The following is a 19,452-nucleotide window of genomic DNA, read 5'->3' as shown; positions in this document are numbered from 1 at the left end:
TATCTATTATTTTACTTCAGATATTGTTAGAACGCCAAGTTATAAGATTTTATGATAACAATCAAACTGTTATTACTTTAGTGAATAATAAAAAAGAAAATTACTCTTTGGCTCCGTGACTCTTTGCTATTTCTATCCAATGTTCAGAAATTCCTTTGGTATCAGCTCCTAAACCTCTAGATAAATGTAAAGCCACAGCAATTATTAAAGCTGATGCCTCTTGAAGTTCTTCTAAAGTTTGAATGCTACCAAATGCTTCTTGTGATTTTTGAAGCAATAAATCGTTGTGTTTTTTTGCAAATGATATAGGATTTTCAGCATCAATAGTAATTTTAGGAAGCATTAAGCAATCTAACCACTCTTGCCCTATTCTTTTGGCTGATAATTCGTGTGATTCACTTCCTGATGCTCTCCATAATGCTAATGTTTTAGTATTTCCAGAAGCAGCTAATCCTGAATCTAACAATAATTCGAAACCAATATCAGCGATATTTTGCATCACAATTAAATATTCGTCCAATGCTTTTTCAAACTCGCTTGCTTTTTGTCCTTTAAGATACTCGCCAACACTTAGTTTTGGTAAATCTAAAACTTCAGCACAATCCGTTAAACAAGGAAATTGCTTTCCTTCATAAATAAAATCTACTTTATCGTATTGTACTTGACGACCTAGTGGATACAAACGACAAGCCAATGGGCGACCTAAATGCACACTACAACCTGCGTTATCTACATATTGGCTACATGCTTTTTGTCCTTTTTTATCGGTTTTTCCATCAAACAATAATTGAATTCCACCATATTCGGTATACAAATTACGAAATTCAGATACTGAAACCTTTTTTTCTTTACTAAAATGAAATAATTCCCATGGGTTAAGCATCACGTCTTTACCAAAACAACAGGTTCCAGATCTTGAACAAGTAAGTGGTAATATACTTTTAGAGGTAAGTTTGGTTATTTGCATTTTACTCAACTTCTTTTATTTCAACCTTAAATAGGTTCTCAAAAATATCAAAAATCATTTGTGCATCTTTTTTACGCACAGAAATAATATATTGGCAATCCATTTCTAATTTTTGATTGGTTATATTTAAATTTCTCTCTTTAATGATACGTTGTACTTTGTTCATCATATCATATCCAAAAGTTAATTGATAATCAATATCAACTGTTTTTTCTTTTATTTCTGATATTTCTAAAGCTAATTGCGCCGAAGTTCTGTAAGCATTTATCAATCCTCCTACACCTAATTTTGTGCCACCAAAATAACGAACAGAAACTATTAAAATATTGGTTACCTCAAAGGCTTGAATTTGACCATATATTGGCATTCCTGCCGAATTACTTGGTTCACCATCATCATTTGCTCTAAAACGTGTTTTTAGAGTTCCTAATTGCCAAGCGTAGCAAAAATGACGTGCCGAATGGTGTTTTTTCTTTAAACCATCAATAGCTTCTTTAACATCATCTTCAGTAAAAACAGGAAAAGCATAGCCAAAAAACTTACTATTTCTGTCTTTAAATAATGTTTCTTCTGAAGCTACATCAATTGTTTTATAAGTGTCTTTTATTTCAATCATTACGCCGAAGCTACTAATAAAATACTAATTACAGCCAATCCTATTCCTATCCAATTCTTTTTAATCAATTTTTCTTTAAAGAAAACTAAAGCAAAAACAGTGGTTAAAATAACAACAGATACATTATTAATCGTGAATAAAGTTGAACTTTCTAATCCTTCGGTTTGTAATGCTTTTAATAAAAATTCCATCGAGTAATAATTCGGAATTCCTAAAGCAATTCCTCCTAAAATATTTTTCCATTGAAATTTAAAACTCCCTTTTATTAGTTGTGCCATTATAAAGATACAACCCAGTATAAAGGCACAACCAAAAATAGTAGCTAAAAACATAGGTACTGCTCCGTTTGACACGTAGGTTGTTTCAGTGTATTTTAAACCAGCATCTATACACCCTGAACCAATAAATAACAATAATGGATATATTAAGTTTTTAAATTTTACAGGAGAAATATCACTTTTAGCAGAAGATAAATAAACAGCGATTAACGCCATTAATATTCCGATAACTTTCACAAAACCAACACTTTCATTATATAAAAACAATCCAGCTAAAATAGGTATAACCACCGACATTTTACCTGCAACTGAAGCAACTGATAATCCGTTTTTTTGCGCTGTTATCCCCATTACATTAAATATTGTGATAAACAAAAAACCTAAACAGAAAGCACCTAAAAACCAAGGTTGTTGTGGTATTTGCGTAATTGATAAAGGTACATTTGAAGTAAATAAACCAAAAGACAATGCGATAACATAATTTACAACAATGGCTTGTGATGTGTTTATTTTAAAAACATCAAACAATTTAAAAATTACAAATAATAAACTAGAAACTAATACACTTAGTACTAAATAAATCACGCTAAAAATTCTTTTCTTTTTAATAAATCAACTACATCTTCTTTTCCTGGAATTAAATTCCAAACTTGCATTCCTAATTCTTTAGCTGCCTCGGTATTTTCTTTTAAATCATCAACAAAAATAGTTTCTGATGCTTTTAAAGCGTTTTCATTTAATACAAATTCGTAAATATTTGCATTTGGTTTTCTGAAGTTTATTTCATGCGATAAATAAAATTGTTCGAAGCAGTTTTTAAACTCACTGTATAAATCAGCTCCCCAATTATTCTGAATCCAAGAAATATGTAAATCGTTTGTATTGCTTAATAAAAATAATCTGTATTTATTTGACGCTACTAACTCTTTTAAAAAAGCTAATCTGCGTTTCGGAAAATCTAATAAAATAGCATTCCAAGCATTCACTAAACTTTCACGACTTAATTGCGGAAATTTGGTTTTATAAAAATTCACAAACTCATCCGTAGAAATTAAACCCATTTCATATTGATGATAGGTTGTTATCATATCTTCAGAAATATTGGTTACGCCCAGTTTTGCTAACTCTTTATAAGTTGCTTCTTTATCTAAATTGATGAAGATATCACCAAAATCGAAAACAATATTTTTAATCATTTATATATGTCTTTAATACATCGCCTTCGATGTTTTCTTCTTTTTCTAAACTTCCTTTTATAACCGGACCTACTACCCCACTTTTAAACGATGCCTTTCCTATAAAAACTTTTGCTTCATCCCAAAGATTAACATTTATAAAAGTTTGCAATGTTTGCGTTCCTCCTTCAATAATTACAGATTGAATATTGTGGTTTTGCAATACATCACATATTTGTTCCGCTACGCGGGATGAAAAATCGATAGATTCAAAAACAAGTTCTTTACTGCATCTCATCTGCACTCGATGTAAAACATTAGATAAAGAGTTGTCTTTTTTATCTTCATTTTTTTCTTGTTTATCAAAAAGAACAATCGTTTTTACTTTCTCATCGAATACTATGGCATTTTCAGGGATTCGTAAGTTTTTATCTATTACAATTCTAATCGGATTATTTCCCGACCAACTGCGTACTGTTAATGACGGATTGTCTGCAATTACAGTATTTGTACCCACTAAAATAGCATGTTCTTCACTTCGCCATTTATGAACTAACTGTTTTGAGTATTCATTAGAAATCCAAACAGGTTTTTGTTCATTTTTTGATAACGGTGCTACAAAACCATCCGAAGTTTCGGCCCATTTTAATATTATATACGGACGCTTTTTATTCTGGACAGTAAAAAAACGTTTATGATGTTGTTTGCATTCTGCTTCTAAAACACCTACAATTACATTGAGTCCTGCTTTTTCTAAACGCTCAATTCCTTTACCTGCAACCAAACTATTCGTGTCAACACAACCAATTACAACATTGGGTATTTTATGTTTTACGATTAAATCGGCACAAGGCGGTGTTTTCCCAAAATGCGCACACGGCTCTAATGTTACGTAAATCGTTGCTTCTTTTAATAACTCTTTATTTACAACTGAGTTTATCGCATTCACTTCTGCGTGATTACCACCATAAACACTTGTATATCCTTCACCTATAATTTTATCATTATAAACGATAACAGCTCCAACTGACGGATTTGGGCGTGCAGTACCTATGCCATTTTTGGCTAATTGTAAACAACGTTGTATGTAGTTTTCGTGCTTCAAAAAAACTAGAATTTTATTTTAATATCTTCCGTTTTATCAATCGGATATACATCAGAAAAACCTAAAACGCGATATTTTAAATCTCCTTTAAACTGTACTTTTATACTTTTGGTTAAAATCGAATTAATCAAACCTCCTAAAATTCCGTTTTTAGTATCTCCGAATATCTTTTTAGCAGGAATTACCACTTTTAACGGAATATTAAATTCTTTCCGTGCTGGAACTTCAAACTCATCAGAAGAAACCTGAGCAACTTCTTCGCCATTTACGATTACTTTAATTTCGTCTGTTGCTAATTTACCTCCAATATCATTCGGGTTTTTAAAAAATGCTGTTGCTTTTAATCGAATCGTATCTGATGCTATTGACATAATTTTAATGTCATCAACCTTTATAAATATTGGTTTCTTTTTTACAGAACAACTCACAATAAATAAAACAACTATAAAAAACCCCCATTTCTTCATTTCAATTCTTATTTTTTTAGGTAATTTGCAAAGCAAAAATAAGGTATTCCTATGACTCCTTCTGATTTTATTATCCGAGAAATTAAACCCAATGATAATCAACAAATAGCGAGCGTTATTAGAACCGTTTTAACTGAATTTGGCGCACCTAAAGTTGGTACCGCTTATGAAGATAAAGCAACTCACGAAATGTTTGAAACGTATCAAAAAGAAAAAACAGCCTATTTTGTAATAGAACATCAAAATAAAGTAATTGGTGGTGTTGGTTTTGCTGGTTTACCTGATTTTGAAGAGACTATTTGTGAACTACAAAAAATGTATTTTTTGCCAATAGCAAGAGGAAAAGGTTTAGGAAGTAAGCTAATTAATTATTGTTTATCTAAAGCAAAAGCCCAGGGATACAAACAATGTTATTTAGAAACCATGCCTTATATGAATGCGGCTAGAGCTTTGTATGCCAAAAACGGATTTGTTAATTTAGAGGCTCCTATGGGAAATACAGGTCATTTTTCTTGTAACGTTTGGATGTTAAAAGATTTAATAAAGGCTTAAAAATGATTTTAAAAGAATTCAAAACATATTTTACACAAGAATTATCAGTAACCTATCCGCAAACAGAAATCGATTCTTTTTTCTTTTTATTGATTGAGGGAAAATTAGGTTTTCAACGAATTGATTCCGTTTTAAAAGCTGATTTTAATATTCCTTCGGATGTTTTAGAGTTTTTTAGTCTCACCATAAAAAGACTTCAAAAGGAAGAACCTATTCAGTATATATTAGGAAATACCGAGTTTTATGGATTGCCTTTTTTAGTGAATAAAAACACGTTAATTCCAAGACCAGAAACCGAAGAATTGATAGAATGGGTTTTAGAAGAAGTTGCTGTTCTGCAAAATATACAAGATGAAAAAATTTCTATATTAGATATAGGAACCGGAACTGGTTGTATTCCTATTTCATTAAAACAGCAGTTACCAAATGCAACAATTTCAGCTATTGATGTTTCTTCGGATGCTTTAATTACTGCTAAAGAAAATGCCAAACTAAATTCAGTTAAAATTGATTTTTTTGAAGCTGATATTTTAAAAACCAATAATTTGGAGGAAATTCTGAAACAGGGTCAAAATGACGTGAAGTTAGATATTATTATTTCCAATCCGCCATATGTTCGAGAGCTTGAAAAAGCAGAGATTAAAAATAATGTTTTAGAAAACGAACCACATTTAGCTTTATTTGTTGATGACAATAATCCGTTAATATTCTATGATAAAATAGCCGATTTAGCGAAACTTCATTTATCAAAAAATGGACTGTTATTTTTTGAAATCAATCAATATTTAGGAAAAGAAACCGTGAAAATGCTAGAAGATAAAGGTTTTAAAAAAATAGAACTAAAAAAAGATTTTTCTGGAAACGACCGAATGATAAAAACTAGTTTTTAAGCGTTAACATTGTTGTTTTTAATTTAGCAATTAATTCGTAAATCTCTTTTTCATTATAACTTGCAAAACCAATTCTAATCGCATTGTGGTTTGTATTAACAGCTTCATAGCGAGAATAATCACCAATTTCTAATTGGCTTTTTAAAGCCTCTTTTGCAACTTGTTTCCACGAATATTCTTGATTTAAAATCGTCCAAACAGCCATTCCTCCTTTTGGCTTATCAAACTTAAAAAAGCCACCTAATTCTTTGTCTAACAAGTAACAAAACAAATCTCTTCGTTGCTTGTAAACCTTCATTACTTTTCTAATATGCCTATCTAAATCCCCCGATTTTATAAAATCTGCAAATGTTAATTCTAACAACTCATCTCCTTGCCTATCCACTATTTTTCTACGATTTGCAGCTTCATCTACAAATTCTTTAGACGCTATTAAATACCCAACTCTAAAAACAGGCGCCACCGTTTTGCAAATTGAACCAATATAAATTACATTTTTATTTAAATCATGACTTTTTAAAGGTAAAATTGGCGCATGATTGTAGTTAAAATCATAGTCGTAATCATCTTCAATAATTGCAAAATTATATTGTTTTGAGAGGTTTAATAAATGAATTCTTCTTTCTGCTGATAAGGTTACCGTTGTTGGGTGATGATGGTGAGAAGTTACATATACAGCTTTAATTTGTTGTTTTTTACAAATAATTTCAATCTCATCAGTCATAATTCCATTTTCATCAACTAAAACAGTTTTCAATATTGCTTTTTGACCCGAAAAAGTTGCATTAGCCGAAGCATAATTTGTTTCACCAACTACAATAATATCATGCTCTTTTAATAATAACTGTGAAGATAACCAAATCCCCATTTGACTTCCGCGAGTTATTAAAATATTCTCTTTGGCTATTTGTAATCCTCTTGTTTCATTTAAATAATTAACTAAAACTTCTCTTAATGTATCACTCCCATAAACTGAGTTATACCCCAAATGTTTATATACATTTTTTTTAACTGCAATTCTTCTGTAAGTTCTTGCAATTTCATCCATTGGCGTTAATCTGCCGTCAGAAATACCGTCATTTAAATAGATAATAGTATTATCTTTCTTTTTAGAATTATTTTGATGTTTGCTATTTTTATAGAAAGAAAAACCCGTTTGTGCTTCTTCAGTATTAAAATCAGATTTAGAAAATTCAGTTTGTTCTAATAAAGGTAAATTACGATGTACAAAAGTCCCTTTTTTAGCAATACTTTCTACCCAACCTTGTAACATTAACTCATCATAACAAGCAACAACCGTTTTTCTATGCACATTTAACAACTCTGCTAAACTTCTACTTCCTGGAAGTTTGGTTTTAGGTTTTAATTTTTGTTCTTTTATCAATTGAATAAACTGATTAGACAATTGTAAGTACAAAGATTGAGAACCTTTTCTATCTAATTTTAAACTGGTTTTATATGGAAACATCTGGACTACTTATTATATCTCTTCTGGATGATTATAACAACCCATAAATATATTATTTTTGAACAAAAAAACATTAAAAATGACAAAACAAAACGTACAACCCAACGAACATGATGCGTATTACAAAAGATATTTAGATAAAGTAGCAGATTCGGTAGATTTAAAGACAGGTTATGAAGAGGATAAAAAAATGGTCATCGATTTCTTTTCATCTGTACCTAAAGATAAATTAGAATACCGTTATCAACCTGAGAAATGGACAATCAAGGAGCTTTTACAACATATTATTGATACCGAACGTATTTTTATGTATCGCTTTTTACGAATAGCAAGAAAAGATACTACTGCTATGGCTGGTTTCGATCAAGATATTTATATAGATCCATCAGGAGCAAACGATAAATCTATGGATGAATTATTAGAAGAATTTACTGTTTCACGTATGTATTCAGTGAATTTAATTAATAGTATTTCTGATGATAATTTAATCAATTTAGGAACCGCTAGTAATTCTCCAGTATCTGCAAGAGCATGTGCTTTTATACTATTAGGGCACAGCATTTGGCATATTGATATTATTAAAGAACGCTACCTATAATGTTAGAAATAAGACCAAACTGTGAGCATTGCAATAAAGATTTACCTAGTAATTCTACTGATGCCATGATTTGCTCTTTCGAGTGCACTTACTGCAAAACATGTGCTATAGAAATATTCGAAAATGTATGTCCTAGTTGTGCTGGTAATTTTGTAGAACGCCCTATAAGAACATCAGAAATGATAGCAAAGTATCCTATTTCAACAAAAAGAGTATATGCTCCGAAAAATTTAGAAAAAGCGAAATTTAATTCTGATAAATTTAGAGGAATAAAACCTAAAAATAGATAATTGATGATTACTTTTAAAATAGCAACAACTTCAGATACAGAAGTCATAGCCTTATTAGGTAGAATTACTTATACAGAGTCTCATGGTCATTTTATTGATGATAAAAATGATTTATTAGCTTATTGCGCGAATGCTTTCTCTATCAAAAAAATAACAGAAGAATTAGAAGATAAAAACAATCTGTTTCATATCGCTTACATAGATGATTTACCTGTTGGTTTTTCTAAAATTGTATTAAACCAATCATTTGAAGACAAAACAGCAAATAGTAGCGCAAGATTAGAAAGAATTTACATTTTAAATCAGTTTTTACCAATGAAAATCGGGCAACCTTTTTTAGATTTTATTATTGATAAAATCAAAGAAAAAAAGGCCACTGCAATATGGCTTTCTGTATATATTAAAAACGAAAGAGGTATTCGTTTTTACCACAGAAATGAGTTTAAAAGCATTGGTGATTTAAACTTTAATGTAAACGGAAAAGAGTACGACAATTACGTTTTATCAAAAGAAATTTAACATGGAATACGAACAATCAAAATTAAATAGAATAAAGCGCGGAGCAAACAGAGCTACTTATGATGTAGCAAAGATTAACACCATTTTAGATGCAGGTTTTTTATGTTATGTTGGCTATATTTATGACGGTAATCCTATCACAATTCCGATGGCATATACCAGAAGAGATGATAAGATTTATATTCATGGTTCAACTGCGAACAGAATGTTATTATCGATTTTAGAGAGTGGTAAAACTTCGATAACAGTTATGCATTTAGATGGACTGGTTTTAGCGCGTTCTGGCTTACATCATTCTGTAAATTATCGTTCGGTAACTCTTTTTGGGAACTTAAATAAAGTTGAAAAAGATACTGACAAGACGGAAATTTTAAAATGGATTGTAGATCAAATGGTTCCTAACCAATGGGATTCTTTAAGACCTATGTATCAAAAAGAATTAGATAGAACTTTAGTTATAGAATTTACTATTGAAACTGCTTCTGCAAAAGTACGAGATACTGGCGTAGCTGATGAACCTGAAGATTATGATTTACCTATTTGGGCGGGTATTGTACCTATAAAACAAGTAGCTGAATTTCCTATCTCTGATGATAAATTAAAAGAAGGTGTTGAAATTCCTAAACATGTGTTAAACTATTATAATCAACATAAATAGTCATTTTATAACATCGTAAATTATTGTAAATTTCGAGCATGAAAATTTACGATGTTATAATTCTTACAGAAAACAGGTATCTAAACCCAACAAAAGTTGATATCTACTCAAAAAATGTCTTAGATGAAGACAATTATGTAAAAGTCGCTTTAGAAAGAATAGGCTTAAAAGTTGGTCGTCTTTCTTGGGATGATGCTACTTTTAATTGGGCTACAACTAAATATATTTTATTTAGAACTACTTGGGATTATTTTGATAGATATGACGAATTTTCTAAATGGTTAAATAACGTTTCTAAACAAACTGTTTTACTAAATTCAGAAGCTATAATTCGTTGGAATATTGATAAACACTATTTACAAGACTTACAGAAAAAAGAAGTTCATATTTGCGAATCTTACTTTATAGAAACTACTGAAAAAAGAAGTTTACAAGAATTAGCCACAAAACATCAACTTAACGAGTTTGTACTAAAACCTTGTATTTCTGGTGGCGGAAGACATACTTACCGAATAAATACTCAAAACATTTCTGATCATGAAGCTGTTTTTAAGCAATTGATTCCTAAAGAAGCTTTAATATTACAACCCTTTCAACATAATATTGTAGAAAAAGGTGAAATTTCGTTAATCGTTATAAACGGTAAATTTACACACGCTGTTTTAAAAATTGCTAAAAAAGGAGATTTTAGAGTTCAAGATGATTTTGGTGGCTCAGTTTACGACTATACTCCTACCCAACTAGAAATCAGTTTTGCAGAAAAAGCTGTAAAAGCATGCGACAACCTTCCTATTTATGCCAGAGTTGATGTTTTTACAGATAATAACAATAATTTAGCACTTGCAGAATTAGAGCTGATTGAACCTGAATTATGGTTTAGAAAAAACCCGAAAGCTGCCGATGAATTAGCAAAAGGTATCCAACAATTAATCAATCAAAATGAAGAATAAAATATTAAAATTTTTAGGTGCAATAGTATCAACTCTTATTATTGCTATTAGTGTATTCTATTTCGCTAATAATGAAAATATCCCAGAAGGAAAACAAGGTAATGAAGCCGATTTACTGGCTAATAAAATGCTAAAAGCAATTAATCATGAAGCTTTTAAAAATACAGAACTTATCGAATGGTCTTTTAGAAATCAACATTTTTATAAATGGTATCAACAAGAAGATAAAGTGGAGGTTTCTTGGGGTAAAAACAAGGTTGTTTTATACACAAAATCAACAGAAAAAAGTACCGTTTCTGTCGACGGAATTATAGTTAAGGATCCATCACTTTTAAAAACAGCTACAAATTATTTTAATAATGATAGTTTTTGGCTGATTGCACCCCATAAAGTTTTAGACAACGGTGTTGAAAGACGTATTGTAAATTACAAAAACAAAGATGCTTTATTAATAACCTATACCTCTGGTGGCGATACTCCAGGCGATTCTTATCTATGGATTTTAAATGAAAATGGTTTTCCTACTGATTATAAAATGTGGACAAAAATTATTCCCATTGGCGGAGTTTCGGCTACTTGGTCTGATTGGAAAACAACCAATGCTGGTTTTAAATTACCTACTAAACACAAACTTTCGTTATTCGGTGTGGAATTAAATATGGGCAATGTAAAAGCATCAAATCCAAAAGCTGATGTATTGGCTAATAAAATATTAAAAGCAATAAACCATGAAGCGTATAAAAAAACAAATACTTTAGAATGGAGTTTTGGAGGAAAACGTCATTTTAAATGGGATAAAAAAAATCATATCGTAGCTGTTTCTTGGGATTCAATCCTCGTAAACCTTCATCCAAACAGCATAGAAAAAAGTACCGTTTTCTTTAATAAAAAACCACAAGAAAAAGTGGATACTACCTTAGTGAAAAAAGCATGGAATATTTTTAATAATGATTCTTTTTGGTTGGTTGCACCCCATAAACTATTTGAAGACGGAATTATTAGAACTATAAAAAAAGTAGATGGTAAAGATGCTTTATTAGTGAAATATACTACTGGTGGCTCAACCCCTGGAGATTCTTATTTATGGACTTTAGATGAAAATAATATTCCTATAAGCTATAAAATGTACGTTCCGAGTATGAAAATGAACGGAGTTTCTGCTACTTGGCAAGATTGGATTACTACTGAAAGCGGAACACTTTTACCTACAAATCATTCATTCGGAAAAGGCAGTGTTTTAAGTATGGGAATCGTTAAAGGTTCTAAATAAATAGATCAATTATTTAACCAAAAAAAAGGAACAACTTTTCAGTTATTCCTTTTTTTTGTTAATCTTTAAGGGTAATTGTCTTACTTCTTAAAAGTATAAATTACACCAAAATTAAGTCCAAAAGAAGAATAAGGAGCATCAAACTTTTTTCTTTGAGTATCAGATGGATTATTTGAATATGTAAACTCATCAAAAATAGAAAGTTTGTCTTCCTCAAAGAAAGCACTTGCTTGTGGATTACTTTCAATTAAAGCTATTAACTGATCTCTTCCAACAGGTTGCCCTGCCAATGTTCCTGAGTATCTTGTTAAGGTAGATTTATTTGGAACAACATCTATACCTTGGTATTCCATTTCAGCAAAAACACTCCAATTACTAGTTACTTCAAACTTAACACCAAACGCACCAACAAAACCTAAAGGAAATTCCCCAGCATTATCTCTATCAAATTCAACTTCTAAAGATAGTGTTTGACCAGACCCTGCTAAAGCAGGATTAACCCATTCTCCAGGAATATCTAAATCTAAACTTCCTTCTGCAATACTTTTACCTCCAATTTTAGTAATTAAACCTGCGCGTACATAAACATTATTAGATAAGTTATAAATAGCAGCTAACGAAGCTCCAAAAGCCCTTGCTCTTGCATTAATGCTTAAATAGTCATTTCGTATTTGTTGATCTTCACCATGTAGATAACCTACACCTAAATCGACACCAATTTTTTCATTAAAAAAATAACCTCCTCTTACTTGAGTCTGAATTCCCTCACCGTAACTACCTTTTAAAGCTCCATTTGAAGTAGATAATAACTTCATATCTGCCTTATTATGTACTCCTCCACTAACTGAAACATAATATTGTGCGTTAACAGAAAGTGATGTTAAAACAATAATTACAGATAAAATAATTTTATTCATTTTTATTCTTTTTTAAAAATTTAGGCGGCAAAAATATAAATAAAATAAGAACACAAGCCTGCATTTACTGTATAATATCAGTAAATTATTATAGCTTTGCTTTTAAAAACCGAAGGTTGTTGAATACCAGTATTTTAGATAAAAACGTACAAGAATTTATTGATAAGAATTTAAATTCTGATATCACAAAACTGATTTTAAAAGGAAGTCCGTTTGAGATGGTGTTTATACAAGAATTATCGAGTCAAATTGTTAGCAAACAGAAAGCTAAAAATAAATTACCAAGTTGGTTTAATGTTAAAAACATATATTATCCTCCAAAAATAAGTATTGAGCAAACCTCTTCTGAAATAACTGCCAAATACAAAGCAAGCTTAGTTTCTGGTAATAATTTAATTGATATAACAGGCGGATTTGGAGTTGATGTTTTTTATTTTTCTAAAAAATTTAAGAACGTAATTCATTCAGAAATCAATGAGGAATTATCTAAAATTGTAGCACATAATTATCAACAATTAAAAATAGATAATGTGCAAACCATAGCTTCTGACGGATTAGAGTTTCTTAAAAATTCTTCCAAAAAATTTGATTGTATTTACATTGATCCTTCTCGTAGAAATGATCTAAAAGGAAAAGTTTTTTTATTGAAAGATTGTTTGCCTAATGTTCCTGAAAACATAGATTTTTTATTCACAAAATCAGAAACAATTCTGATTAAAAACTCACCAATGTTAGACATTAGTTCAACATTAAATGAGTTAAAATATGTAAAAGAAATTCATGTTGTAGCTGTAAATAACGAAGTAAAAGAATTGCTTTTTTTATTAGAAAAAAAATGCAAATCAATAATTAAGGTAAATGCAGTTAATTTACTGAAAAACAAGAGTCAAGAGTTTACTTTTAATATCAATAACGAACAAAATTCAAAATACTCTTTACCAATTAATTATTTATATGAACCTAATGCCGCTATTTTAAAATCTGGTGGATTTAACGAAGTAGCAAATCAGTATAAAATAAATAAGCTACATCAACATTCACACTTATACACCTCTGAAAAATTAGTTATTGATTTCCCTGGAAGAACATTTAAAATAGAAGAGATTTTTCCTTACAATAAAAAGAAATTAAGGAAACAATTAACTATTTCAAAAGCAAATATTACCACGCGAAACTTTCCTAAATCAGTTGCCCAAATTAGAATTGAAACGAAACTGAAAGACGGTGGTGATACTTATCTTTTTTTTACTACAAATTGTAATAATGAACTGATTATAATTTGCTGCTCAAAAATTTAGCAGCTAAATTTATATTATTAATAAAACATGCTATAACCTGAATATTTCAATAGTATTTATTGATAAAATATCTTCTTAAGCTTAACTTTTCAATTCATTTACTTTTAAGTACTTTTGTTTGTAAGATGAAACAAGCAAGTACCTACCAATCTATTAAATTATCAGAAAATTCTTCTCTAAAAGTAGAAGATACACTTGTTATTGAAGCACCGCTCCAAATAAACATAAACAGTGAATCTTACACTGTGGTTATGAGAACTCCCGGAGACGATAAAGAACTTATAAGAGGGCTTTTATACGCAGAAGATATTTATAAAAGCAATGATGAATTAAAGATAGATATTATTGAAATTAATAGTGATTTTTCTGCTGTTTTAAATGTTGTTATTCCAAAGGAAAAACTAAGAAAAGGCTACCTAAATAAACGCACACTTTTATCGGTTTCATCCTGTGGTATTTGCGGAAAAAAAGAATTAAAGGATTTAAAAGCAAGTGGAAATCCACTCAATAAAAAAAGTAATCAATCAATTGATATAACATTTGATATGTTTTTAAAAATGAATGAATTACAGTTTTTATTTAAGACAACTGGCGGAAGTCACGCTTGTGCTTTATTCGATATAAATAAAGAACTTTTAACTATTAAAGAAGATATTGGTCGTCATAATGCAGTTGATAAATGTATTGGCGATTTAATCAATAAAAAAAACTTAAAAAAAGTAAGCTATATGCTTGTAAGCGGACGCGTTTCGTACGAGATTGTTTCGAAAGCTTTTTTTGCTAAAATCCCTAGTATTATAGCCGTTTCTGCTTGTTCTTCTTTAGCCGTTGATTTTGCGAAAGAATTCGGGATTTGCCTGATAGGTTTTAGTAGAAATAATAGAATGACAGTTTACTCAAATCCTCAATATATAAATCATGAGTGATAAAAAAATACACGCACAGCCACCAGAAAAATTAACAGGAATAAAATTAATTGATATTCCTAAAAAAGCAGTGGGTACAAAAGCAATACAATCAGCCTTAAAGCATGTTTTTTCAGAGACAGGTGTTGCTAAAGGAATCAGTTTACTTAAAAACATCAATCAAATTAATGGTTTTGATTGCCCAGGTTGTGCTTGGCCAGATCCTGATCAAAAAAGAGCTTTTTTAGCAGAATATTGTGAAAACGGTGCGAAAGCAGTTGCAGAAGAAGCTACAACTAACAGAGTATCTCCCCTATTTTTCGCAACACATTCTGTGCAAGAAATGTCTGAATGGTCTGATTACGAAATTGGTAAAAGTGGACGAATCACCCATCCGATGATCTTAAAAGAAGGATCAGATAATTATGAAGAAATATCATGGCAAGCCGCTTTTAATATAATCGGAACAGAGTTAAATAAATTAAATTCTCCTGATGAAGCAATTTTTTATACTTCAGGAAGAACCAGTAATGAGGCTGCTTTTTTATATCAACTATTTGTACGTCAGTTTGGAACTAACAACTTACCTGACTGCTCTAATATGTGTCATGAAAGTAGTGGTAGCGGACTTTCAGAAACGCTCGGAATTGGTAAAGGTTCTGTTACTTTAGATGATTTTAATCATGCTGATTTAGTTATTGTTATAGGTCAAAATCCGGGAACAAATCACCCTAGAATGCTTACTGCATTAAAAGATACTAAAAAGCATGGCGGAAAAATAATGACTATAAATCCGTTGCCCGAAGTTGGATTAATGAATTATGTAGATCCGCAAAACCCGTTAAAATGGTTAGGTGCTGGTGATAAGTTAACCGATTTGTTTTTACAAGTGAAAATTAACGGAGATGTTGCCTTACTAAAAATCATTTTAAAAATGATGAAGGCACAAGAAGAGAAATCAGGTGATGTTTTTAATCATCAATTTATAAAAGAAAAAACACACGGTTTAGAGCAATTTCTAGTCGATTTAGAAAAATATTCAATAGAAGAATTATTACCTCAAACAGGCTTATCTTTAGATAGAATTAAAGAAGCTACAGATATGATTATCAGCAATGATAAAATTATTATTTGTTGGGCAATGGGATTAACGCAACATAAAAATGCGGTTGATAATATTCGAGAAGTTGTTAATTTATTATTATTAAAAGGAAGTATCGGTAAAAAAGGTGCTGGTACTTGCCCTGTAAGAGGTCACTCGAACGTGCAAGGAGATCGAACTATGGGAATATGGGAAAAGCCTAAGGATGATTTTTTAGATAATTTAGAAAAGGAATTTCAATTTAATGCTCCTCGTAAACACGGTTATGATGTTGTTGCCGCTATTGAAGCCATGCATCAAAAAAAAGCAAGTGTTTTTATTGGAATGGGAGGTAATTTTATCTCAGCAACTCCAGATACAACATATACAGCAGAAGCTTTAAAAAACTGTGATTTAACGGTTCAAATATCAACAAAACTAAACCGCAGTCACTTAATTCATGGTAAACAAGCATTAATTTTACCTTGTTTAGGTCGTTCAGAAAAAGATATGCAAGATAGCGGAGAACAATTTATTACCGTAGAAAATTCGATGGGTGTTGTACATCAATCAAACGGACATTTAACTCCCGCTTCTAAACATTTACTAAGCGAACCTGCTATTGTTGCTGGTATTGCTGAAGCTACATTGAAAAATACTAAGACTGAATGGAGTAAATTAATTACTAATTACGATTTAATTCGTGCTAAAATAGAAGCCACCATTGCCGGTTTTGATAATTACAACGAAAGAGTTCGTGTAAAAGGAGGTTTTTATTTACCAAACAATGCGAGAGAAAAAGACTTCACTCCTACTTTAACTGGAAAAGCAAACTTCTCAACAAATTTACCTTCGGATGTTGTTTTAGATAGTAATCAATTTATGATGATGACCATTCGTACACACGATCAATACAACACTACTATTTATGGTTTAAACGATCGTTACCGTGGAATTTTAAATGAACGAAGAGTAATTTTCATGAATCCTGATGATATGAAAAATCAAGGGTTAATAAAATTAGACAAAGTAGATTTAACGAGTCATTTTAAAGGGGAAGAAAGAAAAGCTAACGGATTCTTAGTAATTCCGTACAGCATACCAAAACAATGTACTGCTACTTATTTTCCTGAAGCAAATGTATTAGTTCCGCTAAAAAGTAAAGCTAGAATTAGCCACACACCAGCTTCTAAAACAGTGATTATAACTGTTAAAAAGCAAGACTAAAAAAAGATTTGTACTTTAGTAAAATATTTCAACAAAAACCAACCTATAATTATGCCTTTCATAGAAGAAGAAAAATTCACATTAATGCAAGAGGACTTAGATAATGCTAAGTTAAAAAGAGAAGCCGCAGAAAATGAATTAACCCAAGCAGAAGAGAAAATTACTTCGTTAAAAAAGGGATCTATGATGCTTCCTATTATATTGGGCATATTACTAGGTGCTTCTTTAGGAGCTGCTTATTATTTTTACGCTAATAATAGTGGTGTTTCATTTCCTTCATCAGAAGAAATAGCAACTATAAAAAAGAGCGAAAACATAAGAATATTAGACAGTATTAAAAGAGCAAATGCTAGAACTCAAAGAAAGGTTGATGCAGGCATGGCTGTTGAAGACTTGAATAAAACAATTGATGCTGTTGCAGATAATATTAGTGATAAACCTATATACTCTGTTCAAATTGGTGTTTTTTCTGAAAAAAATCATTCATTAATTTCTACAGCAACGATACCATCAACTGTAACTATAAAAGATGATTATTTTAAATATTCTATTGGTTTATTTGAATCTTTGGATGAAGCAAAATCATTAAGAGAAGAATTAATAAAAATAGGATTTAAAGATGCTTTTGTAGCTTCATATATTAATGGCGAACGTCAAAAAATACACCCTTAAAAATAATATATAAATGCTATTTAAAATTAGTAAAAGAGCACTCTTGGTATGTTTTACCTTGAGTGTTCATTTTTTATATGCTCAAACCAATATTCCTAAAAAGGAAACTCAAAAAGGTTTCGGACAACTCGATTTTTTATCTATAAAAATGCCTGAAGGTGAAACTAATATGGATTTTACAGGAATTCATTACAACATAAAACCCAATAATTGGAGCTATGTTGGTTTAGGTTTTTATGGTGCAGTTGGTGGAATTCGGGGTGGTTTTTTTACTTTAGGAATCAATGCTGGTATTCAGCATAAAATTACCGATAAGTTATTTATAGATACTGGTTTTCATTTTGGAGGTGGTGGCGGTGCTGCTGCTCCAGATGGTGGCGGTGCTTTTATTTTACCTCATTTTAATTTAGGATATAACTTTAAACACTTTGCTACGACTGCGGGGTATAGTTATGTTAATTTTTTTGATAAAGGAACAATTAATGGAAGTCAATTTAATGTAGCTGTTCAAATACCTTTACTTTTTGAAACTACAAACTTTAAAGAACGCGAACACTCCTTCATGCTAAATCAATTAACAAATAGTTTATGGAACACTCCTGCTAATAAAATTTCTTTGCTAGTGCACTTAAATAACTTATCAGTTACAAAAGGTTCTTACAAAAACAAAACGATACGCTTAGCTGGGTTCGAGTTAAATTCATACATCAATAAAAATGTTTTCTTTTTTGTAAAAGCTGACGGTGCCTATCACGGAATTAAAGCGGGATATATGGATATTCTTTTAGGCGGTGGATATCATTTATCAATGAATAAAAACCGTACAAATATTCTAGCTAAATTCGGAGTTGGTGCTGGCGGTGGCGGTGGTGTTGATACCAAAGGTGGATTTTTAATATATCCTGATATTTCTATTGAACAAAAATTGTTTGATAATATCTATGCTTCAATTAATAAAGGATATTTAATGTCGCCTGATTCACATTTTACTTCTTCTACACTAGGTTTTGGATTAAAGTATTATATAGATAAAGACGGAATTATTTCAGAGAACGATAACTATACAAAAGGAAAGTTTAAAGGCTTAGAAACAATTATAAAACAAGATTTATATTTAAATGCTGCAAGAGATAATAACGGCGGATTTACTCAAAACATGCACCAAATCTCATTGCAAATCAACTTTTTCTTAAATAAGTATATCTATGGAGCCGGACAAACATCATTTGCTAATTTTGGTGATGCAGGCGCTTATGCTGAAGGTATTGTTGGTTTAGGAATACAGTCAAACACTTTCTTTAATAACACAACCTCAATATTCGGACAAATATTAGGTGGTGCTGCTGGTGGAGGTGGAATTAGTACAGGACAAGGTTTAATTGTAAAACCGAGCATGGGACTTAGTTACAAACTAACGAATAAATTAAATATACGTGGTGGATTAGGGTACGTTAAAGCACGAGGAGGGAATTTAAGTAGCACTTATTTAAACTTTGGTGTTAGCTATAACTTTTCTTTTTTAAGCGTTAAATAATTACATCATCTATAT

General features: G+C 30.7%; 21 protein-coding genes. 13 read left to right on the top strand and 8 right to left on the bottom strand.

Annotated features, from left to right (window positions below; translation table 11 throughout):
* Positions 1-100: 100 nt before the first annotated feature.
* From N2251_RS06645 to N2251_RS06620, 6 genes are read right to left on the bottom strand one after another with little or no spacing between them, the layout of a single operon-like run.
* Positions 101-967 (bottom strand): YkgJ family cysteine cluster protein, encoded by an 867-nt coding sequence (locus N2251_RS06645; protein ID WP_260585959.1) that lies wholly within the window; start codon positions 965-967, stop codon positions 101-103.
* 1 nt (position 968) lies between these two features.
* Entirely contained in the window at positions 969-1,583 is a 615-nt protein-coding gene (locus N2251_RS06640) for an IMPACT family protein (protein WP_260585957.1), read from the bottom strand.
* Positions 1,583-2,446 carry an EamA/RhaT family transporter gene (locus tag N2251_RS06635; RefSeq protein ID WP_260585955.1) on the bottom strand — a complete coding sequence of 288 codons (864 nt, stop codon included), beginning with the start codon at positions 2,444-2,446 and terminating at the stop codon, positions 1,583-1,585. The genes N2251_RS06640 and N2251_RS06635 overlap by 1 nt, the downstream gene beginning before the upstream one ends.
* Entirely contained in the window at positions 2,443-3,057 is a 615-nt protein-coding gene (locus N2251_RS06630; RefSeq protein WP_260585954.1) for an HAD-IA family hydrolase, read from the bottom strand. The genes N2251_RS06635 and N2251_RS06630 overlap by 4 nt, the downstream gene beginning before the upstream one ends.
* Positions 3,050-4,141 (bottom strand): bifunctional diaminohydroxyphosphoribosylaminopyrimidine deaminase/5-amino-6-(5-phosphoribosylamino)uracil reductase RibD, encoded by a 1,092-nt coding sequence (gene ribD, locus N2251_RS06625; protein ID WP_260585953.1) that lies wholly within the window; start codon positions 4,139-4,141, stop codon positions 3,050-3,052. The genes N2251_RS06630 and ribD overlap by 8 nt, the downstream gene beginning before the upstream one ends.
* A 5-nt stretch (positions 4,142-4,146) precedes the next feature.
* Positions 4,147-4,608 (bottom strand): LEA/WHy family protein, encoded by a 462-nt coding sequence (locus N2251_RS06620; protein ID WP_260585952.1) that lies wholly within the window; start codon positions 4,606-4,608, stop codon positions 4,147-4,149.
* A gap of 51 nt (positions 4,609-4,659) precedes the next feature.
* On the opposite strand from N2251_RS06620, the gene N2251_RS06615 reads away from it, so the two are divergent.
* The gene (locus N2251_RS06615) at positions 4,660-5,160 is read left to right on the top strand and encodes a GNAT family N-acetyltransferase (protein WP_260585951.1); all 501 of its coding nucleotides are present in this window, start codon (positions 4,660-4,662) and stop codon (positions 5,158-5,160) included.
* Between the two features lie 2 nt (positions 5,161-5,162).
* On the top strand, positions 5,163-6,050 hold the full coding sequence (gene prmC / locus N2251_RS06610) for a peptide chain release factor N(5)-glutamine methyltransferase (protein ID WP_260585950.1): 888 nt from the start codon (positions 5,163-5,165) through the stop codon (positions 6,048-6,050).
* Here prmC and pdxR read toward each other — a convergent pair.
* A complete protein-coding gene (pdxR, locus tag N2251_RS06605) occupies positions 6,040-7,518 on the bottom strand; it encodes a MocR-like pyridoxine biosynthesis transcription factor PdxR (RefSeq protein ID WP_260585949.1) in 1,479 nt (492 codons plus the stop codon). The genes prmC and pdxR overlap by 11 nt on opposite strands.
* A gap of 79 nt (positions 7,519-7,597) precedes the next feature.
* Between pdxR and N2251_RS06600 the strand changes: the two genes are divergently transcribed.
* From N2251_RS06600 to N2251_RS06575, 6 genes are read left to right on the top strand one after another with little or no spacing between them, the layout of a single operon-like run.
* The gene (locus N2251_RS06600) at positions 7,598-8,116 is read left to right on the top strand and encodes a DinB family protein (protein WP_260585948.1); all 519 of its coding nucleotides are present in this window, start codon (positions 7,598-7,600) and stop codon (positions 8,114-8,116) included.
* On the top strand, positions 8,116-8,406 hold the full coding sequence (locus N2251_RS06595; RefSeq protein ID WP_260585947.1) for a DUF1272 domain-containing protein: 291 nt from the start codon (positions 8,116-8,118) through the stop codon (positions 8,404-8,406). The genes N2251_RS06600 and N2251_RS06595 overlap by 1 nt, the downstream gene beginning before the upstream one ends.
* Positions 8,407-8,409: 3 nt before the next feature.
* Complete coding sequence (locus N2251_RS06590; protein WP_260585945.1) at positions 8,410-8,925, top strand: GNAT family N-acetyltransferase; 516 nt, start codon at positions 8,410-8,412, stop codon at positions 8,923-8,925.
* A gap of 1 nt (position 8,926) precedes the next feature.
* Positions 8,927-9,583 (top strand): pyridoxamine 5'-phosphate oxidase family protein, encoded by a 657-nt coding sequence (locus tag N2251_RS06585; RefSeq protein WP_260585944.1) that lies wholly within the window; start codon positions 8,927-8,929, stop codon positions 9,581-9,583.
* Between the two features lie 38 nt (positions 9,584-9,621).
* Positions 9,622-10,533: an ATP-grasp domain-containing protein gene (locus tag N2251_RS06580; RefSeq protein ID WP_260585943.1), complete on the top strand. Its 912-nt coding sequence runs from the start codon at positions 9,622-9,624 to the stop codon at positions 10,531-10,533.
* Positions 10,523-11,803, top strand: a complete 1,281-nt coding sequence (locus N2251_RS06575; protein ID WP_260585942.1) for a hypothetical protein — start codon at positions 10,523-10,525, stop codon at positions 11,801-11,803. Before N2251_RS06580 ends, N2251_RS06575 begins: the two co-directional genes overlap by 11 nt.
* Before the next feature lie 80 nt (positions 11,804-11,883).
* Here N2251_RS06575 and N2251_RS06570 read toward each other — a convergent pair whose 3' ends face one another.
* On the bottom strand, positions 11,884-12,720 hold the full coding sequence (locus N2251_RS06570) for an outer membrane beta-barrel protein (RefSeq protein ID WP_260585941.1): 837 nt from the start codon (positions 12,718-12,720) through the stop codon (positions 11,884-11,886).
* A 119-nt stretch (positions 12,721-12,839) separates the two neighbouring features.
* Here N2251_RS06570 and N2251_RS06565 point away from each other — a divergent pair, with 119 nt between their 5' ends.
* The 5 genes from N2251_RS06565 (at position 12,840) to N2251_RS06545 (ending at position 19,437) form a co-directional block, all read left to right on the top strand.
* Positions 12,840-14,018: a class I SAM-dependent methyltransferase gene (locus N2251_RS06565; protein WP_260585940.1), complete on the top strand. Its 1,179-nt coding sequence runs from the start codon at positions 12,840-12,842 to the stop codon at positions 14,016-14,018.
* A gap of 125 nt (positions 14,019-14,143) precedes the next feature.
* Complete coding sequence (fdhD, locus tag N2251_RS06560; protein ID WP_260585939.1) at positions 14,144-14,944, top strand: formate dehydrogenase accessory sulfurtransferase FdhD; 801 nt, start codon at positions 14,144-14,146, stop codon at positions 14,942-14,944.
* Complete coding sequence (locus tag N2251_RS06555; protein ID WP_260585938.1) at positions 14,937-17,231, top strand: FdhF/YdeP family oxidoreductase; 2,295 nt, start codon at positions 14,937-14,939, stop codon at positions 17,229-17,231. The genes fdhD and N2251_RS06555 overlap by 8 nt, the downstream gene beginning before the upstream one ends.
* Before the next feature lie 51 nt (positions 17,232-17,282).
* Positions 17,283-17,903, top strand: a complete 621-nt coding sequence (locus tag N2251_RS06550) for an SPOR domain-containing protein (protein ID WP_260585937.1) — start codon at positions 17,283-17,285, stop codon at positions 17,901-17,903.
* Positions 17,904-17,916: 13 nt separating this feature from the next.
* Entirely contained in the window at positions 17,917-19,437 is a 1,521-nt protein-coding gene (locus N2251_RS06545; protein WP_260585935.1) for a hypothetical protein, read from the top strand.
* Positions 19,438-19,452: the final 15 nt, after the last annotated feature.

Origin of the sequence: Tenacibaculum haliotis (genome assembly GCF_025215075.1) — a bacterium.
Lineage (GTDB): Bacteria > Bacteroidota > Bacteroidia > Flavobacteriales > Flavobacteriaceae > Polaribacter > Polaribacter haliotis_B.
Note: the sequence above shows the minus strand (reverse complement) of the source record. Positions and strands in the feature narration are given on the sequence as shown.